Below are 16,540 nucleotides of genomic sequence, written 5' to 3'. Positions count from 1 at the left end.
GCACAGGAGGAAATCATTCGCGAGCAAGCTCGCTCCTACAGGAGATGTGTGTTGCCCCGAGAGTTCAGGGGCAAGCACAGAACCTGTGGGAGTCAGCTTGCTGACGAATGCGGTGAATCAGGCGAGGTGGATGGCACAGGAGGAAATCATTCGCGAGCAAGCTCGCTCCTACAGGAGATGTGTGTTGCCCCGAGAGTTCAGGGGCAAGCACAGAACCTGTGGGAGTCAGCTTGCTGACGAATGCTCTGGTCCAGTACATGTTCAGGAGGGGTTCAGCGCTGGCTGCGTATGCTCAAAACCGTACCCAACAAGGCGCCTGGCGCCGGAGGACCTGCTCATGCTGACGTTCAACAAGCTCTTTCTGGCGCTGGCGTTTCTTGGCAGCAGCGCGGCGGCGCAAGCGGCTGATGGCAACGCGGACGTGTCCCGCACCGATTTCGGCAAGAACACCGAACGCGCCGACCGCCTCAACGGCCTGCGCCGCAGCCTTGCCACCGGCACTCAAGTCGGCGGCTGGAGCCAGACGTTCAGCCAGCAGCTTTTGGATGATCCCTACGCCACCGGCTACGGAAATCCCACCGCTCGCGTCAACGGCGTGAGCCTGTCAACGGCGAACCTTCCGGCCACTTTCGCTGTGCAAATGTCATCGCCAAGTACGACTAAACTGTTCGATACCCGCTTACCGGTCCGCACCGTGCAGCAACCGCCCTCGCTGAGTCTGAGCGAGAGTCAGCACACCTATTTACCCGTCCACCACGTTTTATAAGCCAATTTTATAAGCCGCCAGCCTGTTTTTCGCGGTGTCTGGATTGCACAATCGCTGCCGGGCTCGTCACACTGCACGCGCTCGGCAGCGTCGTTGAAACTCTTGAAAAAAGAGGGTTGCCTTTGCCTGGGAGAGCGTCATGAAATTGCTGGTTGTCGAAGATGAAGCCCTGCTGCGTCACCACCTGCAGACCCGCCTGACCGAAAGCGGTCACGTCGTCGAAGCGGTGGGCAACGCCGAGGAAGCGTTGTATCAGGCGGGCCAGTTCAACCACGATCTGGCGGTCATCGACCTGGGCCTGCCGGGTGTCGGCGGTCTCGACCTGATCCGTCAACTGCGCGTGCAGAACAAGGCGTTCCCGATCCTCATCCTGACCGCGCGCGGTAACTGGCAAGACAAAGTCGAAGGCCTGGCCGCCGGCGCCGACGACTACGTGGTCAAGCCGTTCCAGTTCGAAGAGCTCGAAGCGCGTCTCAACGCCTTGCTGCGCCGTTCCAGCGGTTTCACCCACTCGACCATCGTTGCCGGCCCGCTGAGCCTGGACCTCAACCGCAAGCAGGCGTCCCTGGACGAACAGCCGCTGGCGCTGACCGCCTACGAATACCGGATTCTCGAATACCTCATGCGCCACCACCAGCAAGTGGTGCCCAAGGAACGCCTGATGGAGCAGCTGTACCCCGATGACGACGAGCGCGATCCGAACGTGATCGAAGTGCTGGTCGGCCGGCTGCGGCGCAAGCTGGAAGGGCCGGCCGGCTTTAAACCGATCGACACCGTGCGCGGCCTGGGCTACCTGTTTACCGAGCGCTGTACATGATTCGTTCGCTGCGCCTGCGTCTGATGCTGGGCGCCGCGACCCTTGCGGTCATCTTCATGCTCCTCATGCTGCCGGCGCTGCAAAGCGCTTTCAGCCTGGCGCTGGAAAGCTCCATCGAAAAACGTCTGGCGTCCGACGTCACCACGCTGATCTCCGCCGCCCGTGTCGAAGACGACCACCTGCTGATGCCGTGGTTACTGCCCGGCGAGCAGTTCGCCCTGCCCGACAGCCGTTTGCTCGGCTACATCTATAACCGCGCCGGCAAACTGGTGTGGCGCTCCCGGGCCACCGAAGACGAAGCCATCGACTACCAGCCGCGCTACGACGGCCGCGGCAACGAATTCGCCAAGATCCGCCAACCCAACGGCGAAGAGTTCTTCGTCTACGACGTCGAAATCAAACTGCTCGGGGGGCGCAATGCCGCCTTCAGCATCGTCGCCTTGCAACCAGTGCGCGAATACCAGGAAACCATCTCCGGCCTGCGCGAAAAACTCTATCTGGGTTTCGGCGGCGCGTTGCTGGTCCTGCTGATTCTGCTGTGGGGCGGGCTGACCTGGGGCCTGCGTGCACTGCGGGGCATGAGTCAGGAACTGGATCAGGTCGAGGCGGGCTCGCGGGAAAGCCTCAGCGAAGAACACCCCAGCGAACTGCTGCGCCTGACCGACTCCCTCAACCGCCTGTTGCGCAGCGAACGTGAGCAACGCATTCGTTACCGCGACTCCCTCGACGATCTCGCCCACAGCCTGAAAACCCCGCTCGCGGTGCTGCAAGGCGTCAGCGAGCAGATCGCCAAACGGCCGGAAGACCTGGAGCAGGCGCGGATTCTGCAATCGCAGATCGAGCGCATGAGCCAGCAGATCAGCTACCAATTGCAACGCGCCAGCCTGCGAAAAAGCGGGCTGGTGCGCTATCACGTGGCCCTGAAACCCGTCGTGCAGAGCCTGTGCAACACGCTGGAAAAGGTCTACCGCGACAAGCGCGTCAAGGTCGTGCTCGACCTGCCGGACAATTGTCAGGTGCAAATGGAAGAGGGCGCTTTGCTGGAAATGCTCGGCAACCTGCTGGAAAACGCCTATCGCCTGTGTCTCGGCGAAGTGCGCGTGAGCTGGCGGTCATCGATGATGGGCGACGAGCTGTGCATTGAAGACGACGGCCCCGGCGTCCCGGAAGGCCAGCGCGCACGGATTCTCGAACGCGGCGAGCGGCTGGACACGCAAAACCCGGGGCAGGGCATTGGTCTGGCGGTGGTCAAGGACATCATCGAGAGCTACGGCGCGCGGCTCACCCTGGGCGATTCGGAATTGGGCGGCGCGGCGTTCCGCATTCAGTTCGCCATTTAATTTCCGTCCCTGGCACTCCTATCAAGGCGGATACCCGCCAGTGTGGCGGATGATTTGCCGTCAAACGGCGGAAAACCGCCATCCTCTTTCGGCCCACGGGTCTATCGTTAACCAGCCGGTTCACGGAATCCGGGCCTGTCACACGATTTAACAACTCTGGCACGGTGCTTGCGATGCACTGGGCAGAGGTCTGCCGCGCGCAACTCGACAAAAACAAATCCCTCCGAGCAGGAGGGTTCGCACTTTAGGCGTCTCTGCAACCGGAATGTTGCAGACCGATGCTCTTGAGGAAACTGCAATGACGACTCGTCAGCCCATCTATAAATCCCTGTATGCCCAGGTGATCGTCGCGATCATCGTCGGTATCGCCCTCGGTCACTGGTATCCCGAAACTGCCGTAACGCTCAAACCGCTGGGTGACGGGTTCATCAAACTGATCAAAATGGTCATTGCACCGATCATCTTCTGCACCGTCGTCAGCGGCATCGCTGGCATGCAGAGCATGAAATCCGTGGGCAAGACCGGCGGCTACGCGCTGCTCTACTTCGAAATCGTCTCGACCATCTCGCTGATCATCGGCCTGATCGTGGTCAACGTCGTTCAGCCGGGCGCCGGCATGAACATCGACGTGTCCACCCTCGACGCTTCCAAGGTCGCGGCCTATGTGACCGCCGGTAAAGACCAGAGCATCGTCGGCTTCATCCTCAACGTCATCCCGAACACCATCGTCGGCGCGTTCGCCAACGGCGACATCCTGCAAGTGCTGATGTTCTCGGTGATCTTCGGTTTCGCCCTGCACCGCCTTGGCGCCTACGGCAAGCCGATCCTGGACTTCATCGATCGCTTCGCCCACATCATGTTCAACATCATCAACATGATCATGAAGCTCGCCCCGCTGGGCGCGCTGGGTGCCATGGCGTTCACCATCGGTGCCTATGGCGTCAGCTCGCTGGTGCAGCTCGGCCAACTGATGCTGTGTTTCTACATCACCTGCCTGCTGTTCGTGCTGGTGGTGCTCGGTGCCATCGCTCGCGCTCACGGCTTCAGCATCCTCAAGCTGATCAAGTACATCCGCGAAGAACTGTTGATCGTGCTGGGTACCTCGTCGTCCGAGTCGGCGCTGCCACGCATGCTGATCAAGATGGAGCGTCTGGGCGCGAAGAAATCCGTAGTAGGTCTGGTGATCCCGACCGGCTACTCGTTTAACCTCGACGGTACCTCGATCTACCTGACCATGGCCGCGGTGTTCATCGCTCAGGCCACCAATACCCACATGGACATCACCCATCAGGTCACCCTGTTGCTGGTGCTGCTGCTGTCGTCCAAAGGTGCGGCAGGCGTGACCGGTTCCGGCTTCATCGTACTGGCCGCCACCCTGTCTGCCGTCGGCACGCTGCCGGTTGCCGGTCTGGCGCTGATCCTGGGCATCGACCGCTTCATGTCCGAAGCCCGCGCCCTGACCAACCTGTGCGGTAACGCCGTGGCAACCCTGGTTGTCGCCAAGTGGGTCGGTGAGCTGGACGTTCCGCAGATGCAGTCCGAGCTGGCGTCCGGTGGTCGTGCCATCGACAACACCGCCCCGACCGACGACCTGGGTGTGGCTGAGACTGCACCTACCCCTGTTGTACGTTCGTAAGCTGCGTTCGTAATACGCGTTAGCGGTAAAAGTTGTTGAAAAAGCCTGTCTTCGGACAGGCTTTTTTATGCCTATTTCCTCGCGTTATACGCGACCGGCGCTACACCTACTGCGCAAGAAGTTGCGCACTCATTTGTTGAAAATGGGATGAAAAATGGTTTACACCCCACGTCGTTCGTGGCCTGTAGAAGAATGCGCAAGAGGTTGCGCAGAGGTGCGCAATATCTTGCGCACTTTCGCCTTGTTATCCGGGTTGGCGTTCGCTGAAATCCGCCGTTTTAGTTATTAACCTATTGATTTTGCTTGGCTAATTTCCAGTTGGCATAAGCCTTGATACCTCCGTCGCCCCCGGATTGGCATTCACGCCTTTTCGGATGGTTTTTTAAGCACGGAGAGCATCCTTGGCGCCCCCCTTAAATCTGCCCGTTGACGGCGAGAAACGCGAACCTCAGGTGGCGGTTGTTCCGCTTGATCTGATCCAGGTCGAAGACGTTGGTCTTGGTGCGGCCAATGTCGATGCCTGGCTGCGGGAGATCAGCGGCGGGATTGTTTCGCTTGAGCGGATCAGGACTGTGGCCGGCGGGCTGCCGGTGGTGGGCAACATCATGGCGCTGGTCGATGCGCTTAATGACATCGTTCGGCTGGCGACCAGTGACGAGCGCGACCCGCTGGACTGGGTCAATTTAGGCATCAATCTTATTGGCATGATCCCCCTTCCGCCGGGCATGGCGGCAGCGCGAATGACGCTGCGGCCGATGCTGTTTCTGGTGCGTCAGGAGATGCGCCAGGCGGGGAAGATGGTGCTGGGGGATGCGCTGATCGAGGTTCTGATCGGGCATCTGAATGCCACGATTGTCGGGACGCTTGATGACTTTGTGAGCCAGGCGCAGACCAAGCTCCCCGGAATTCTTGAGGATGCGGGGAAGCTGGGTGAAGGCGTACTGCTTCAGATCGCTGCTGGCTTGGAGAGCTTGGTAGATCCAAAACTGAACGCCAAGGCCGATTTGCTTGAGGCGGAGCAGTTGGTTCATGCCGCAGGCGATCTCTGGGCCTACGATCCTCAGGCTGCCATTGGCAATATCTTTGCAACGGCGGCGGATGTTTGCGTTGCTGCGGGCATGGGTGCAGTTAACGGCGCCGTCGAGCATTTAGTGCCTGACGCAGTTAAGACGGAGGTGGTCAGACAGGCCAAATTGTTGCGCGCCATGGGGCCGGAGCTCCGCACCAGGATTACTGGTCTGGCGGATCCTGGGGTTCAGAATTCCATTGGTTCGCTGCTGCTCACGCTGGGTGACGCCGTGGTCAGTTGGCGTTCGCGCAATGGGCACGGGCAATCCTTCAACATCACGCCGGGGGTGGTTAATCAGGCCAAGCGCAAGGCCGGCGAAGGGAAACTTGAGAAGGTTCAGCGGGAGACGCCTGCCAAGGGGCGGCCTAACGAACAGAAGAATTGCGCCTGTGCGGCGACGATCAAGAGCATAAGCTTTGCGATGGGCTCGGAGTCGGTTAGTCACACCGATTTCAGCCCGCCGGGGCCTTTTCCGATTGAGTGGACGCGGACTTACTGTTCGAGTCTGGATGCCTACGATCAGGACGTCATTGGCGCACGCTGGATCACTCCGTTCACCACCCGATTTGACTGTGTGGATGAAGGCTTGGTCTTCCACGACGCCGATGGCCGTAGCCATGAATTTCTTCTTCCCAAGGTCAAGCTGTTTCACTTCAACGCCATTGAAAATCTGACCGTCGTTCGCCTCAGCAAAGATCGGTTGGTGCTGATGCGGGGCCTGGAGCATAGGGAGACCTATGTTCGCCGGGGTGACCGTTTTGTTCTGATCAACAAGGTTTTTCCCAATGGCGCCGGGATGATGCTGCATTACGAGCATCGGCACGGTGCTCAGATGGTTCTTTCCGAGTTGGTGACTTACTCGGAAAAAGACGTCAACAAAGTCCATCTTCGCCTTGGCACTTTGATTGATGATCAAGGGCGTCTGACGGGCCTTTGGGAAATTCGTGATGGCGACGTCAAACGCCAACTGTGTGGCTATCAATACGACAACTTTGGTGACATTGTTCTGGCCCAGGATGAGAACGGTTCGGCCTGGCGCTATCAGTATCAAAACCACCTGATCACCCGCTACACCGACCGCACGAATCGCGGCCTGAACTTGCAATGGCAAGGCTCTGGCCCCGATGCAAAAGCCATCCGTGAATGGGCTGACGACGGCAGTTTCGATACTCGACTGGCGTGGGACGAAAACATCCGCCTGACCTGCGTCACCGATGCTTTGGGCCACGAAACCCGGCACTACTACGACAGCCTTGGGTACACCTATCGCATCAGTCATGCCGATGGGCGTTCGGAATGGATCTTTCGTGATCAGGCGAAGAACATCATCCGCCACGTTCATACCGACGGCAGTACTGACCGCTATCGCTACGACAAACTCAGCAACCTGACCGAGCACACCCGCGCTGATCACAGCGTGATGAATTACGCCTACGACGAAAAAAGCCATCTGATCAAGATCAGCGATGGCGAGGGTGGGTTGTGGAAACGGGAATACGACCTTCGCGGCAATCTCGTAGAAGCGATTGATCCGCTAGAGAACGTCACCGAGTACGCCTACAACACGTTCGGCCTTCCTACGGCGATCAAGGACGCCAACGGCAACACGAAGGCGTTGGCCTACAACGACGCCGGACAACTCGTTAAGTACACCGACTGCTCGGGCAAGGTGAGTAGCTGGGAATACGACGATCGCGGCCAGATGATCCGCTTCACAGATCCTGCTGGTCACAGCACGACGTACGAGTACAAAGCAGGCCAGTTGGTGTTGATCAAACACCCGGACAAAACCGAAGAACGCTTTAGCCGCGACGCCGAAGGCCGCTTACTTGCCCACTCGGACGGCCTTGAACGCTGCACCACCTGGCGTTACACCGCTGCGGGATTTATCGCCGAACGCGTCGACGCCGCCGAGCAAACCCTGCGCTATCGATGGGACAAGCTTGGCCGCCTCGTTGCGCTGGAAAACGAAAACGAACGCCGCGGCCACTTTCACTACGATCCTGTGGGCAGGCTGCTGGAAGAGCGCGGTTTCGACGGGCGCTCGACCCGCTATCAGTACGATCCGGAAACCGGGCGCCTTGCCGAGACTATCAACGGCCAGCGCACGATTGCGCTGACGTTCGACCCGATGGGCCGCCTCACCGAACGCCGGGCCACCCTCGGCGACAAATCCCAGAGCGAGAACTTCGCCTACGACGGCAACGGCCATCTGGTCATGGCGACCAACGCCATCAGCAAACTGCAATGGTTTCATGACCCGGCCGGTAACCTGCTGCGCGAGCATCAGCACTACAGCAGCCTGATAGAACCACTGGTTGCCGTCTGGCAGCACGAGTACGACTCGCTCAATAACCGGGTCGCCACCATTCGCCCGGACGGCCATCGCGTCAGCTGGCTGACCTACGGCAGTGGCCATCTGCTCGGTCTGAAGCTAGACGAGCACGAACTGCTCAGTTACGAGCGCGATGATTTGCACCGAGAGGTCGCCCGTCATCAGGGCAACCACCTCCTGCAAACCCAAAACTGGGACCCAGCAGGACGCCTCCAAGAACAGCTACTGGGCCGAGCAAACGACAAATCCACGCTTATCAAACGCGCCTACACCTACGACGCCGCTGGTCAACTCACCGACATCAACGACAGCCGTCGCGGCCCGCTTTCGTATCGCTACGACCCGGTCAGCCGCCTGCTCAGCGCCACCAGCCGCTTGGGCACCGAAACCTTCGACTTCGACCCTGCGAGCAACCTGCTCAACGACAGCGCTGCACCCGTTCGCCGTCCGTTAGATCCGGAGCCTGTCCGCCACAAACTGATCGACAACCTGTTGCGCGACTATGCAGGCAACCACTACGAATACGACGAACGCGGCAATCAGACCGAGCGCTGGACCAACGGCCTGCGCAGCGAGCTTCACTGGGACCTCTTTGATCGTCTGGTGCATTTCCAAGATCCGCGCCTTACTGTCGACTTCGGCTACGACCCCCTCGGACGGCGCCTCTACAAACTCTCCAAAGCCCACTACCGCCCGCGCCCCGAGGCCGGCACCGGCTGGAACGAAAACGAACACGCCCGCAAAGAGCGAGAACTTGGCTGCGGCTTCACCCTGTACGGCTGGGACGGCGACAACCTCGCCTGGGAAAGCAGTCCTCCGCCATACGCCGGCGCCCTCGGCCGAACCGTCCACTACATCCATGAACCCGGCACCTTCGTGCCGGTGGCTCAAGCCATCCGCAACGAAACCATCCGCCTCGTCAGCCAGCCAACTTACACCGGCCGCTACAACTTCAAGGAAGATCCGCTCTGGACCTACAAACCCGTCGCACTGCCGATCGACGCCCTCGCCTGGTACCAATGCGACCACCTCGGCACACCGCAGGAAATCACTGACCAGAACGGCAACACCGCGTGGAGCGCTCAGTACAAAGCGTGGGGCGAGGCAAGAACAGCGCTCAGAGTTCGCCCAGCAAGTCGGCCTGACCAACCCCATCCGTTTCCAAGGCCAATACCACGACCACGAAACCGGCCTGCACTACAACCGGCATCGGTACTATGATCCAAGGGTCGGGCGGTTTATCAGCAAGGATCCGATTGGCTACAGTGGTGGGCTCAACCTCTACCACTACGTGCCAAATCCAACAGGTTGGATCGACCCGCTTGGACTGGAGCGGATAAAGGGAATAACTCCGAACAACAGGGGAAGCTTTACGCTCCTAAAGCGCGTACGCCCACCGTTGGTTCAAACGGGTTACAGCACTACAGCGGGCGGGAGCGGGGCGCACCACCCCGTAGTTGAGGGGCTTTACGATTCAGTCGAGATAGACAAAAGAACCGATCATTATCATGGGCTATGCGGCGAAGCAGACGCGCTTAGTCATTTGGCGAGAACACATAATGTGCAATCAGTTGCGGAGCTGAAAGCGTTAACTGAATGTGCGACGTCAACGACCATCAGAAATGACGGAAAACCGCAGCCGTTCTGTCCTTCATGTGCTCAGGTGATGAGCGTCCTCGGAATTAAAGATGGGTTCTCCAAATGATCAGCGATCAAGATATTTCTGAAATTGATAACTTGGAATGCATGTTGCTTGAGCGAGCTATCTCATACGATCAGCTTAGAAGGCATTATGCGATGTTCTTACTTGATCTGCTGGACAAGAAGACCTATCCAGATACAAATAAAAAACACTTGGAGGCCTTAGCGCTGTATCTAAAAGACGCTGCTGCTACCGCACGAATTAATAGGGGGTCTGATGAGGTAGTTAAAATTATCGGCGAATTGTGGGCCATCGAAGCACAGTACCGGACGTTGAGTTCGGATCTATCACGCTTGGCTCGGTGTTCGATTCTCTGCTACAGCACAGAGCAACAGTGGGTTGAGGAAGACTCAGGTGATCAAACGCCCCTGTTGCTGTATCTCTATCTTTTAAAACAGATAGATCCAGAAGTGTGCCCCGCATTCGTGAGTTTTTTTAAAAGACTGTTAGGTTGAAGTTGACGCTTGTTAAAAGGGGACTGATCCCTTTTTACTCAGGGCCTACTACGGTTTATAGCACCCAAGCGGGCAGTGAAGGTGCTCGCCATCCAACTGTTCAAAAATTCTACGACTTAGTGCCTCCTGATGATCAAAACAAATATTTCCACGGCCAGTGCGCGGAGGCGGACGTGCTGAGTCAGATTGCATACCAACATAATGTGCGTTGCGTGGCTCAATTAAAAAAATTACCGCTGGAGCAACCTTCACGGCTGTCAGAAACGATGGTAAGCCATTGCCATTTTGCGACTCCTGTTTACATGTTATGAATCGGCTTGGGGTGAGGGACGGGATCTCAGATGATTGAACATCAAGAAGTGCTCGAAATAGAGGAGCTTGAAGCGCAACTAGTAGCTCGGGAAGTGTCGTTCGACCAGCTAAGGCGCCAGTACGCGAGATTCTTATTGGAACTGCTGAATGACGGAAGAATAAGGTCGATTGCTGAAGAAAGACGTTTAGAGCTTGTTTTTTTTCTGAACGATTCAGTCGGTCGTGTGAAATTGGATGTGGACGATATTATCGTGAAAGCTCACATCTCGAAGCTCTGCGCTATGGAGCGAACACGAAGCACGCAGGAATTAGAATTATCGATTTTTGCTCGCTGCGTGATCTTCTGTTTCAGGGACGGAAAACAGTGGGCAGCTGAGGATTCCGGTGATCCGACACCTCTTTATTTATATTTCATAACTCTGAAGAGAGTTCTTCCAAAGGTGAGGCAGGAATTTGTGACGTTTATACGAGAGCTTTTGCACCCCGTTGGGGTGTGATAGGTGAGTGCGGAAACCATAGATTACTCTCAGGTCGAAGGGGGGGTGGCTACCTTTAGCTTGGTCACACGTTAGCGGTAAGGGTTGGTAAGGGTTGTTGAAAAAGCCTGTCCTCGGACAGGCTTTTTTTATGGGCAAATCGCACCTACTCTGATCCCCTCGCTGGCTATCCGAGAACGCCCCATGCACGGTCCGCTGTCATACCTCAAAGTCCTCGATTTCTCGACGCTGCTGCCCGGGCCATTCGCTTCGCTGCTGCTGGCGGACATGGGCGCCGAGGTGCTGCGCATCGAATCACCGACCCGCCCGGACCTGTTGCGGGAATTGCCGCCCCATGACCACGGCGTTTCAGCCAGTCACGCTTACCTCAACCGCAACAAGCGCAGCCTGGCGCTGGACCTCAAGCAGGCCCGGGCCATCGAGGTGATCAAGCGACTGGTGGCGGATTACGACATCGTCCTGGAGCAGTTTCGGCCGGGCGTGATGGAGCGGCTGGGGATTGGCTACGAGGCATTAAAGGCGATCAATCCGCGTCTGATCTACGTCGCCATCACCGGTTACGGTCAGACCGGGCCCTACCGCGATCGCGCCGGCCACGACATCAACTACATGGCCGTGGCCGGGCTGGCCAGCCACACCGGACGCCAGGACAGCGGACCGTTGCCCTTGGGCGTGCAGGTCGCGGATGTCGCCGGCGGTTCGCTGCATGGGGTCATCGGTTTGCTCGCGGCGGTGGTGGCGCGCCATCAAACCGGGCAGGGCCAGTACGTCGACGTCAGCATGACCGATTGCGCGTTCAGCCTGAATGCCTTGGCGGGCGCGGGGTATCTGGCGGCCGGCGTTGAGCCCGCGCGGGAGACGCAGATGCTCAACGGCGGCAGCTTCTACGATTACTACCGCAGCCGCGACGGCCGATGGTTTTCAGTGGGGGGGCTGGAGCCCGGTTTTCTCCGCGCCATGTGCGCGGCATTAGGCCGACCGGAACTGGCGGGGCTTGGGGTCTCGTCTGCCGCCGAAGAACAGGCCGCGCTCAAGCGTGAGCTGGAAATTGAGTTCGAGCGCCGCAGTTCTGATGAGCTGCAAGAACTGTTCGCCGGCATCGATGCGTGTGTCGAGCCAGTGCTGAGTTTCTCCGAAGCCACTCAGCACCCGCACATTCAAGCGCGAGAGATGCTGGCGCAGGTGCCACGGGGTGACGGCGGCGCTCAACTGCAGATGGCCTGCCCTGTGAAGTTTTCAGAAGGACTGCCCGCGCCCCGGCACATCGGCGTGGCCGTCGGCGCGCACTCTGCGCAGGTGCTGGCCGACGCAGGGTTCAGCGCGCAGGAGATTGAGTCGATGGGGGAGGCAGGGGTGTTTGGATGAAATCTGAAGGCCGGATCAATCGAACGTCCCGGCCTCTCGTGCGCAGCCTCAGCGGCGTTAACAAGGTCCCGAGTCCACCCCCAATCCTGTGGGAGCGAGCTTGCTCGCGAAGACTTACTTGCAGCCCCTTGAGAAAATTGCTGACTGCCCTGGCCTTTTGGTGAGCAAGCTCACTCCCACAAGTCCAGCGGCGTTACCCAGATCCCGAGTCCATCCCGGTCACTCGCTCGTGCGCAACCTCAGTGGCTTTAACAAGGTCCCGAGTTCACTCCAATCCTGTGGGAGCGAGCTTGCTCGCGAAGACTTGCTTGCAGCCACTTGAGAAAATTGCTGACTGCCCTGGCCTCTTCGTGAGCAAGCTCACTCCCACAAGTCCAGCGGCGTTACCCAGATCCCGAGTCCACCCCGGTCACTCGCTCGTGCGCAACCTCAGTGGCTTTAACAAGGTCCCGAGTTCACTCCAACCCTGTGGGAGCGAGCTTGCTCGCGATGACTTACTTGCAGCCACTTGAGAAAGCGGGCAATCACTCCACCCGCGTCTCGCCGCTGAACACCAGAATCTCTCGGCAGCGTTTGCACAGATAGCGCCGGCCCTTGCGCACCAGCTTGTGGCGCTGGGCGGTGAACGGGAAATCGCTCTCGGGGCACGGGCAGCGGTAGATGTAGCGGGTCACGCTGCGGCGCTGGATTTCGTAGGTGTGGCAGCGGTTGGGCGGGAGTTCGTAGACGCCGCGCATGATCAGCTGCCATTCCTCGCCATGGGGCTGAATGGTGTCGCCGAACAGTTGATGAGCGACCAGGTGCGCGACCTCGTGGGGGACGGTCTGGCGCAGGAAGTCTTCGCTGTTTTCCAGGTACAGCTGCGGATTGAAGCGCAGCATGTTCTCGTGCAGGTGCGCCACGCCGGCCTTCTGGCCGCGCAGTTTGACGCTCACGACCGGGCGTTTGAAGGTGCGTTTGAAAAAGGCTTCGGCTTGTTGGTAGCAGGATTCGACGCGGGTGGTAAGTGGTTCGAGCATGCTTCATCGGTCTCCAGAGGAGGCGATTATGCCGCAAAGCTCATGTACCGCCAAAACCCCAGGCGCCGAATGGTCATGCTCTAGTTCGTGTACTCCGGCCCGATCCCGACGTCCCACAGCACCACCGTAAACGCCATGATCGCCACCAACACCACCAGCCCGACCGCCAGCACCGAGCTTGAGAACATGAAGCCTTCGTCCGGGTGCACGCCCATGAACACCGGCAAACCGACGTACAGCAGGTACACCGTGTAGCAGACCGCCGCCAGCCCGACCATCATCCCCAGCCACATGTGCGGGTACAGCGCGGCCAGTCCGCCGAGGAACAGCGGCGTCGCCGTGTAGGTCGCGAAGGCCACGCAGCGCGCCAGGCTGGGTGTTGCGTCATAGGTGCGCGCCATCCAATGGATGAAGCCGCCCATGACGCCGACGCCGGCGAGCATGGCGATGTACGACATCAGCGCCATCCACACCGCGCTGTCGCTGGTCAGCATGACCGGCGTGCGGTCGGCGATCTGCCAGCCCACCTGCGTCGTGCCGATGTACGCCGACACCGCCGGGATCGCCGCCAGGATCAGCGTGTGGGTGAAGTACATATGGCCGATGGTTTCTTCACCTTCGCCACGTATCTGTTGCCATTCCTGATCGGGGTGGGTGAACAGCCCCAAGACGTGATGGATCATGTCCGTTACTCCCGTGAAGTGTGCCGCCGCTTCCGACGAAGGCCCGACTGCAGATGCCGTCAGGACAAGGCCACAGTCGAGCAAGGGAAATGGCTGGGACCTCTCAGGTCAGTATAGAAAGCTGAGCACCTGTAAACCGAATGCGTTAGAGCGATTGAGGCGTTCAAGGGCGCTGTTGATAGCGGTTGGCGATCAAGGGCCCTCCGTAATCGACGGCGGTTTCACCCGCGACAGCCATTACCCGAGCCGGTCTTTTTGCGTAAAATGCCGACCCTTTCCCCACGTCTCTTCCCACCACAGCGAGCGGATACCAGCGCCATGGGCACCCTTTCAGTCAACCAGAACAAACTGCAGAAGCGTCTGCGTCGACTCGCGGGCGAAGCGGTGGCCGACTACAACATGATTGAAGAGGGCGACAAGGTGATGGTCTGCCTGTCCGGCGGCAAGGACAGTTACACCCTGCTGGATGTGTTGCTGCATTTGCAGAAAGTCGCGCCGATCCATTTCGATATCGTCGCGGTGAACATGGACCAGAAACAGCCGGGCTTCCCCGAGCACGTTCTGCCGGCGTACCTGGAGCAACTGGGCGTCGAGTACCACATCGTCGAGAAAGACACCTATTCGGTGGTCAAGGAGCTGGTGCCCGAGGGCCGGACCACGTGCTCGCTGTGTTCGCGCTTGCGTCGCGGCACGCTGTATACGTTTGCGGATGAAATCGGCGCGACCAAGATGGCCCTCGGTCACCACCGTGACGACATCGTCGAGACGTTTTTCCTGAACATGTTCTTCCAGGGCAGTATCAAGGCCATGCCGCCCAAGCTGCGCGCCGACGATGGCCGCAACGTGGTGATCCGTCCGCTGGCCTACTGCGCCGAGAAGGACATTCAGGCGTATTCGGACTTCAAGCAATTCCCGATCATCCCGTGCAACCTGTGCGGCTCCCAGGAAAACCTGCAGCGTCAGGTGGTCAAGGACATGCTGCAGGAATGGGACCGCAAAACCCCGGGCCGCTCCGACATGATTTTCCGCAGCCTGCAGAACGTCCAGCCCTCGCAACTGGCGGACCGCAACCTGTTCGACTTCACCAACCTGCGCATCGACGAAACTGCTGCGTCGCGGTTTGTGAATGTGGTGAATGTGTAGGGCTCGACGCGCGTTGAACCTGTTAAACCGCATTCCCGGCTAAAGCCGGTCCCACTAAACCGCGTTCAAACCGTGGAATCGCCTTCCCGGCTGAAACCCGGTCCCCGGCCGAATGCACGACCCTGTGGGACCGGCTTCAGCCGGGAAGAGGCCGGTCTGTACACCATAGATCTACGCCAAAACACGCAAATCCGTTCACCCCAAAACCGCAGGCATCAAAGCCCCACATCCGGCAACACCGGCTTGTTCGCCAACGCCGTCTTCATCAACTGCTCCACATATTCCCGATCGCTGTCCGGCAGCGCCAGACGCGGTGGGCGGGTGAGGGCGCTGCCGCGTTCCATGATCGCTTCGCACAACTTGATGCACTGCACCAGGTCCGGACGCGCATCCAGGTGCAGCAGCGGCATGAACCACTCGTACAGCGCCATCGCCTCGGCGAAACGCCCGGCCTTGGCCAGACGGAACAAGGTTTCGCCCTCTTTCGGGAAGGCGTTGGACATCCCCGACACCCAGCCCACCGCGCCCACCGCAACGCTCTCCACCAACACATCATCCAGGCCGGCAAACAGTACGAAGCGATCGCCGACTTCGTTGCGCACGTCGATGAAGCGGTTGGTGTTGCCCGACGAATCCTTGAAACACACGATGGTGTCGCAGTCCGCCAGGGAGATAAGAATGTCCGGCGTCACGTCGTTCTTGTAGATCGGCGGGTTGTTGTAAACCATCATCGGCAGGTCGGTGGCGGCGGCCACGGTGCGGAAGTGCGTGGCGGTCTCGAAAGGCTTGGCCGAGTACACCAGCGCTGGCATCAGCATGATCCCGTCGGCGCCGGCTTTCTGCACTTCTTTGGCGACGGCACTGGCATTGGCGCTGGTGAACTCGGCAATGCCGGAAATCACCGGCACGCGCCCGGCCGAGGCGTCTTTGGCGGCTTCCACCAGGCTGATCTTTTCAGCGACGCTCAACGAGGTGTTTTCCCCCACCGTCCCGCAGATCACCAGCCCCGACACGCCATCGCGCACCAGGTTGGAAATGACCTTATGGGTGGCCTCCAGATTGAGGGAGAAATCGTCGTTGAATTGCGTGGTAACGGCAGGGAAGACCCCGCTCCAGGACACGGACTGGCTCATGATTGACTCCTGATTGGATAAAGGTATTTCGTATACGTTTAATTTCGGACGAATCACGCCCAACGATTGCTGCGTTTGACCAATACTTCAGGCCGCCCCAATCCCTTGTAGGAGTGGGGGCGGCGCGGGGGGGGGGGGGGGGGGGGGGGGGGCGGCGGGGGGGGGGGGGGGCCGCGGGCGGGGCCCCCCCCCCCCCCCCCCCCCCCCCCCCCCCCACTCCTACAGGATTTGCATTCATCCAGAAAAATCGGTTTTGCATTCATCCAGA

The 16,540-nt window shown here is 59.3% G+C and carries 14 protein-coding genes; 11 read left to right on the top strand and 3 right to left on the bottom strand.

Annotated elements, in window-relative coordinates; translation table 11 throughout:
- The first annotated feature begins 337 nt into the window (after positions 1–337).
- The 10 genes from QWI20_RS17755 (at position 338) to QWI20_RS17710 (ending at position 12,294) form a co-directional block, all read left to right on the top strand.
- Positions 338–766, top strand: coding sequence for a hypothetical protein (locus QWI20_RS17755; protein WP_369306564.1), 429 nt, complete (start codon positions 338–340; stop codon positions 764–766).
- A 139-nt stretch (positions 767–905) separates the two neighbouring features.
- A complete protein-coding gene (locus QWI20_RS17750) occupies positions 906–1,583 on the top strand; it encodes a response regulator transcription factor (protein WP_133777011.1) in 678 nt (225 codons plus the stop codon).
- Complete coding sequence (locus QWI20_RS17745) at positions 1,580–2,923, top strand: ATP-binding protein (protein ID WP_369306548.1); 1,344 nt, start codon at positions 1,580–1,582, stop codon at positions 2,921–2,923. Before QWI20_RS17750 ends, QWI20_RS17745 begins: the two co-directional genes overlap by 4 nt.
- Positions 2,924–3,221: 298 nt before the next feature.
- Positions 3,222–4,559 carry a dicarboxylate/amino acid:cation symporter gene (locus tag QWI20_RS17740; RefSeq protein ID WP_369306547.1) on the top strand — a complete coding sequence of 446 codons (1,338 nt, stop codon included), beginning with the start codon at positions 3,222–3,224 and terminating at the stop codon, positions 4,557–4,559.
- Between the two features lie 401 nt (positions 4,560–4,960).
- Positions 4,961–9,184 carry a DUF6531 domain-containing protein gene (locus QWI20_RS17735; protein ID WP_369306546.1) on the top strand — a complete coding sequence of 1,408 codons (4,224 nt, stop codon included), beginning with the start codon at positions 4,961–4,963 and terminating at the stop codon, positions 9,182–9,184.
- The gene (locus QWI20_RS17730) at positions 9,105–9,668 is read left to right on the top strand and encodes an RHS repeat-associated core domain-containing protein (protein ID WP_369306563.1); all 564 of its coding nucleotides are present in this window, start codon (positions 9,105–9,107) and stop codon (positions 9,666–9,668) included. The genes QWI20_RS17735 and QWI20_RS17730 overlap by 80 nt, the downstream gene beginning before the upstream one ends.
- Positions 9,665–10,120, top strand: coding sequence for a hypothetical protein (locus QWI20_RS17725; protein WP_369306545.1), 456 nt, complete (start codon positions 9,665–9,667; stop codon positions 10,118–10,120). The genes QWI20_RS17730 and QWI20_RS17725 overlap by 4 nt, the downstream gene beginning before the upstream one ends.
- On the top strand, positions 10,117–10,431 hold the full coding sequence (locus tag QWI20_RS17720) for a hypothetical protein (RefSeq protein WP_369306544.1): 315 nt from the start codon (positions 10,117–10,119) through the stop codon (positions 10,429–10,431). Before QWI20_RS17725 ends, QWI20_RS17720 begins: the two co-directional genes overlap by 4 nt.
- Before the next feature lie 30 nt (positions 10,432–10,461).
- Positions 10,462–10,929, top strand: a complete 468-nt coding sequence (locus tag QWI20_RS17715) for a hypothetical protein (RefSeq protein WP_369306543.1) — start codon at positions 10,462–10,464, stop codon at positions 10,927–10,929.
- Positions 10,930–11,112: 183 nt separating this feature from the next.
- Positions 11,113–12,294 carry a CaiB/BaiF CoA transferase family protein gene (locus QWI20_RS17710; protein WP_369306542.1) on the top strand — a complete coding sequence of 394 codons (1,182 nt, stop codon included), beginning with the start codon at positions 11,113–11,115 and terminating at the stop codon, positions 12,292–12,294.
- Positions 12,295–12,818: 524 nt separating this feature from the next.
- On the opposite strand, the gene QWI20_RS17705 is transcribed toward QWI20_RS17710, so the two are convergent.
- Both QWI20_RS17705 and QWI20_RS17700 read right to left on the bottom strand, forming a co-directional pair.
- A complete protein-coding gene (locus tag QWI20_RS17705; RefSeq protein ID WP_369306541.1) occupies positions 12,819–13,313 on the bottom strand; it encodes a SprT family zinc-dependent metalloprotease in 495 nt (164 codons plus the stop codon).
- An 80-nt stretch (positions 13,314–13,393) separates the two neighbouring features.
- Positions 13,394–13,996: a Yip1 family protein gene (locus QWI20_RS17700; RefSeq protein ID WP_369306540.1), complete on the bottom strand. Its 603-nt coding sequence runs from the start codon at positions 13,994–13,996 to the stop codon at positions 13,394–13,396.
- A 318-nt stretch (positions 13,997–14,314) separates the two neighbouring features.
- On the opposite strand from QWI20_RS17700, the gene ttcA reads away from it, so the two are divergent.
- A complete protein-coding gene (gene ttcA / locus QWI20_RS17695; RefSeq protein WP_369306539.1) occupies positions 14,315–15,139 on the top strand; it encodes a tRNA 2-thiocytidine(32) synthetase TtcA in 825 nt (274 codons plus the stop codon).
- A gap of 215 nt (positions 15,140–15,354) precedes the next feature.
- Here ttcA and QWI20_RS17690 read toward each other — a convergent pair whose 3' ends face one another.
- Entirely contained in the window at positions 15,355–16,272 is a 918-nt protein-coding gene (locus QWI20_RS17690) for a dihydrodipicolinate synthase family protein (RefSeq protein WP_346630659.1), read from the bottom strand.
- Positions 16,273–16,540: the final 268 nt, after the last annotated feature.

The sequence above is a fragment of the Pseudomonas sp. W2-17 genome, assembly GCF_041060445.1.
Classification (GTDB): Bacteria; Pseudomonadota; Gammaproteobacteria; order Pseudomonadales; family Pseudomonadaceae; genus Aquipseudomonas.
This window is presented reverse-complemented; position numbering and strand designations above follow the sequence as displayed.

Excerpts from the sequence above, each read along its gene's own strand:
- QWI20_RS17755 (WP_369306564.1), top strand. The coding sequence starts at position 338 with ATGCTGACGTTCAACAAGCTCTTTCTGGCGCTGGCGTTTCTTGGCAGC.
- QWI20_RS17750 (WP_133777011.1), top strand. The coding sequence starts at position 906 with ATGAAATTGCTGGTTGTCGAAGATGAAGCCCTGCTGCGTCACCACCTG.
- QWI20_RS17745 (WP_369306548.1), top strand. The coding sequence starts at position 1,580 with ATGATTCGTTCGCTGCGCCTGCGTCTGATGCTGGGCGCCGCGACCCTT.
- QWI20_RS17740 (WP_369306547.1), top strand. The coding sequence starts at position 3,222 with ATGACGACTCGTCAGCCCATCTATAAATCCCTGTATGCCCAGGTGATC.
- QWI20_RS17725 (WP_369306545.1), top strand. The coding sequence starts at position 9,665 with ATGATCAGCGATCAAGATATTTCTGAAATTGATAACTTGGAATGCATG.
- QWI20_RS17715 (WP_369306543.1), top strand. The coding sequence starts at position 10,462 with ATGATTGAACATCAAGAAGTGCTCGAAATAGAGGAGCTTGAAGCGCAA.
- QWI20_RS17710 (WP_369306542.1), top strand. The coding sequence starts at position 11,113 with ATGCACGGTCCGCTGTCATACCTCAAAGTCCTCGATTTCTCGACGCTG.
- QWI20_RS17705 (WP_369306541.1), bottom strand. The coding sequence starts at position 13,313 with ATGCTCGAACCACTTACCACCCGCGTCGAATCCTGCTACCAACAAGCC.
- QWI20_RS17700 (WP_369306540.1), bottom strand. The coding sequence starts at position 13,996 with ATGATCCATCACGTCTTGGGGCTGTTCACCCACCCCGATCAGGAATGG.
- ttcA (WP_369306539.1), top strand. The coding sequence starts at position 14,315 with ATGGGCACCCTTTCAGTCAACCAGAACAAACTGCAGAAGCGTCTGCGT.
- QWI20_RS17690 (WP_346630659.1), bottom strand. The coding sequence starts at position 16,272 with ATGAGCCAGTCCGTGTCCTGGAGCGGGGTCTTCCCTGCCGTTACCACG.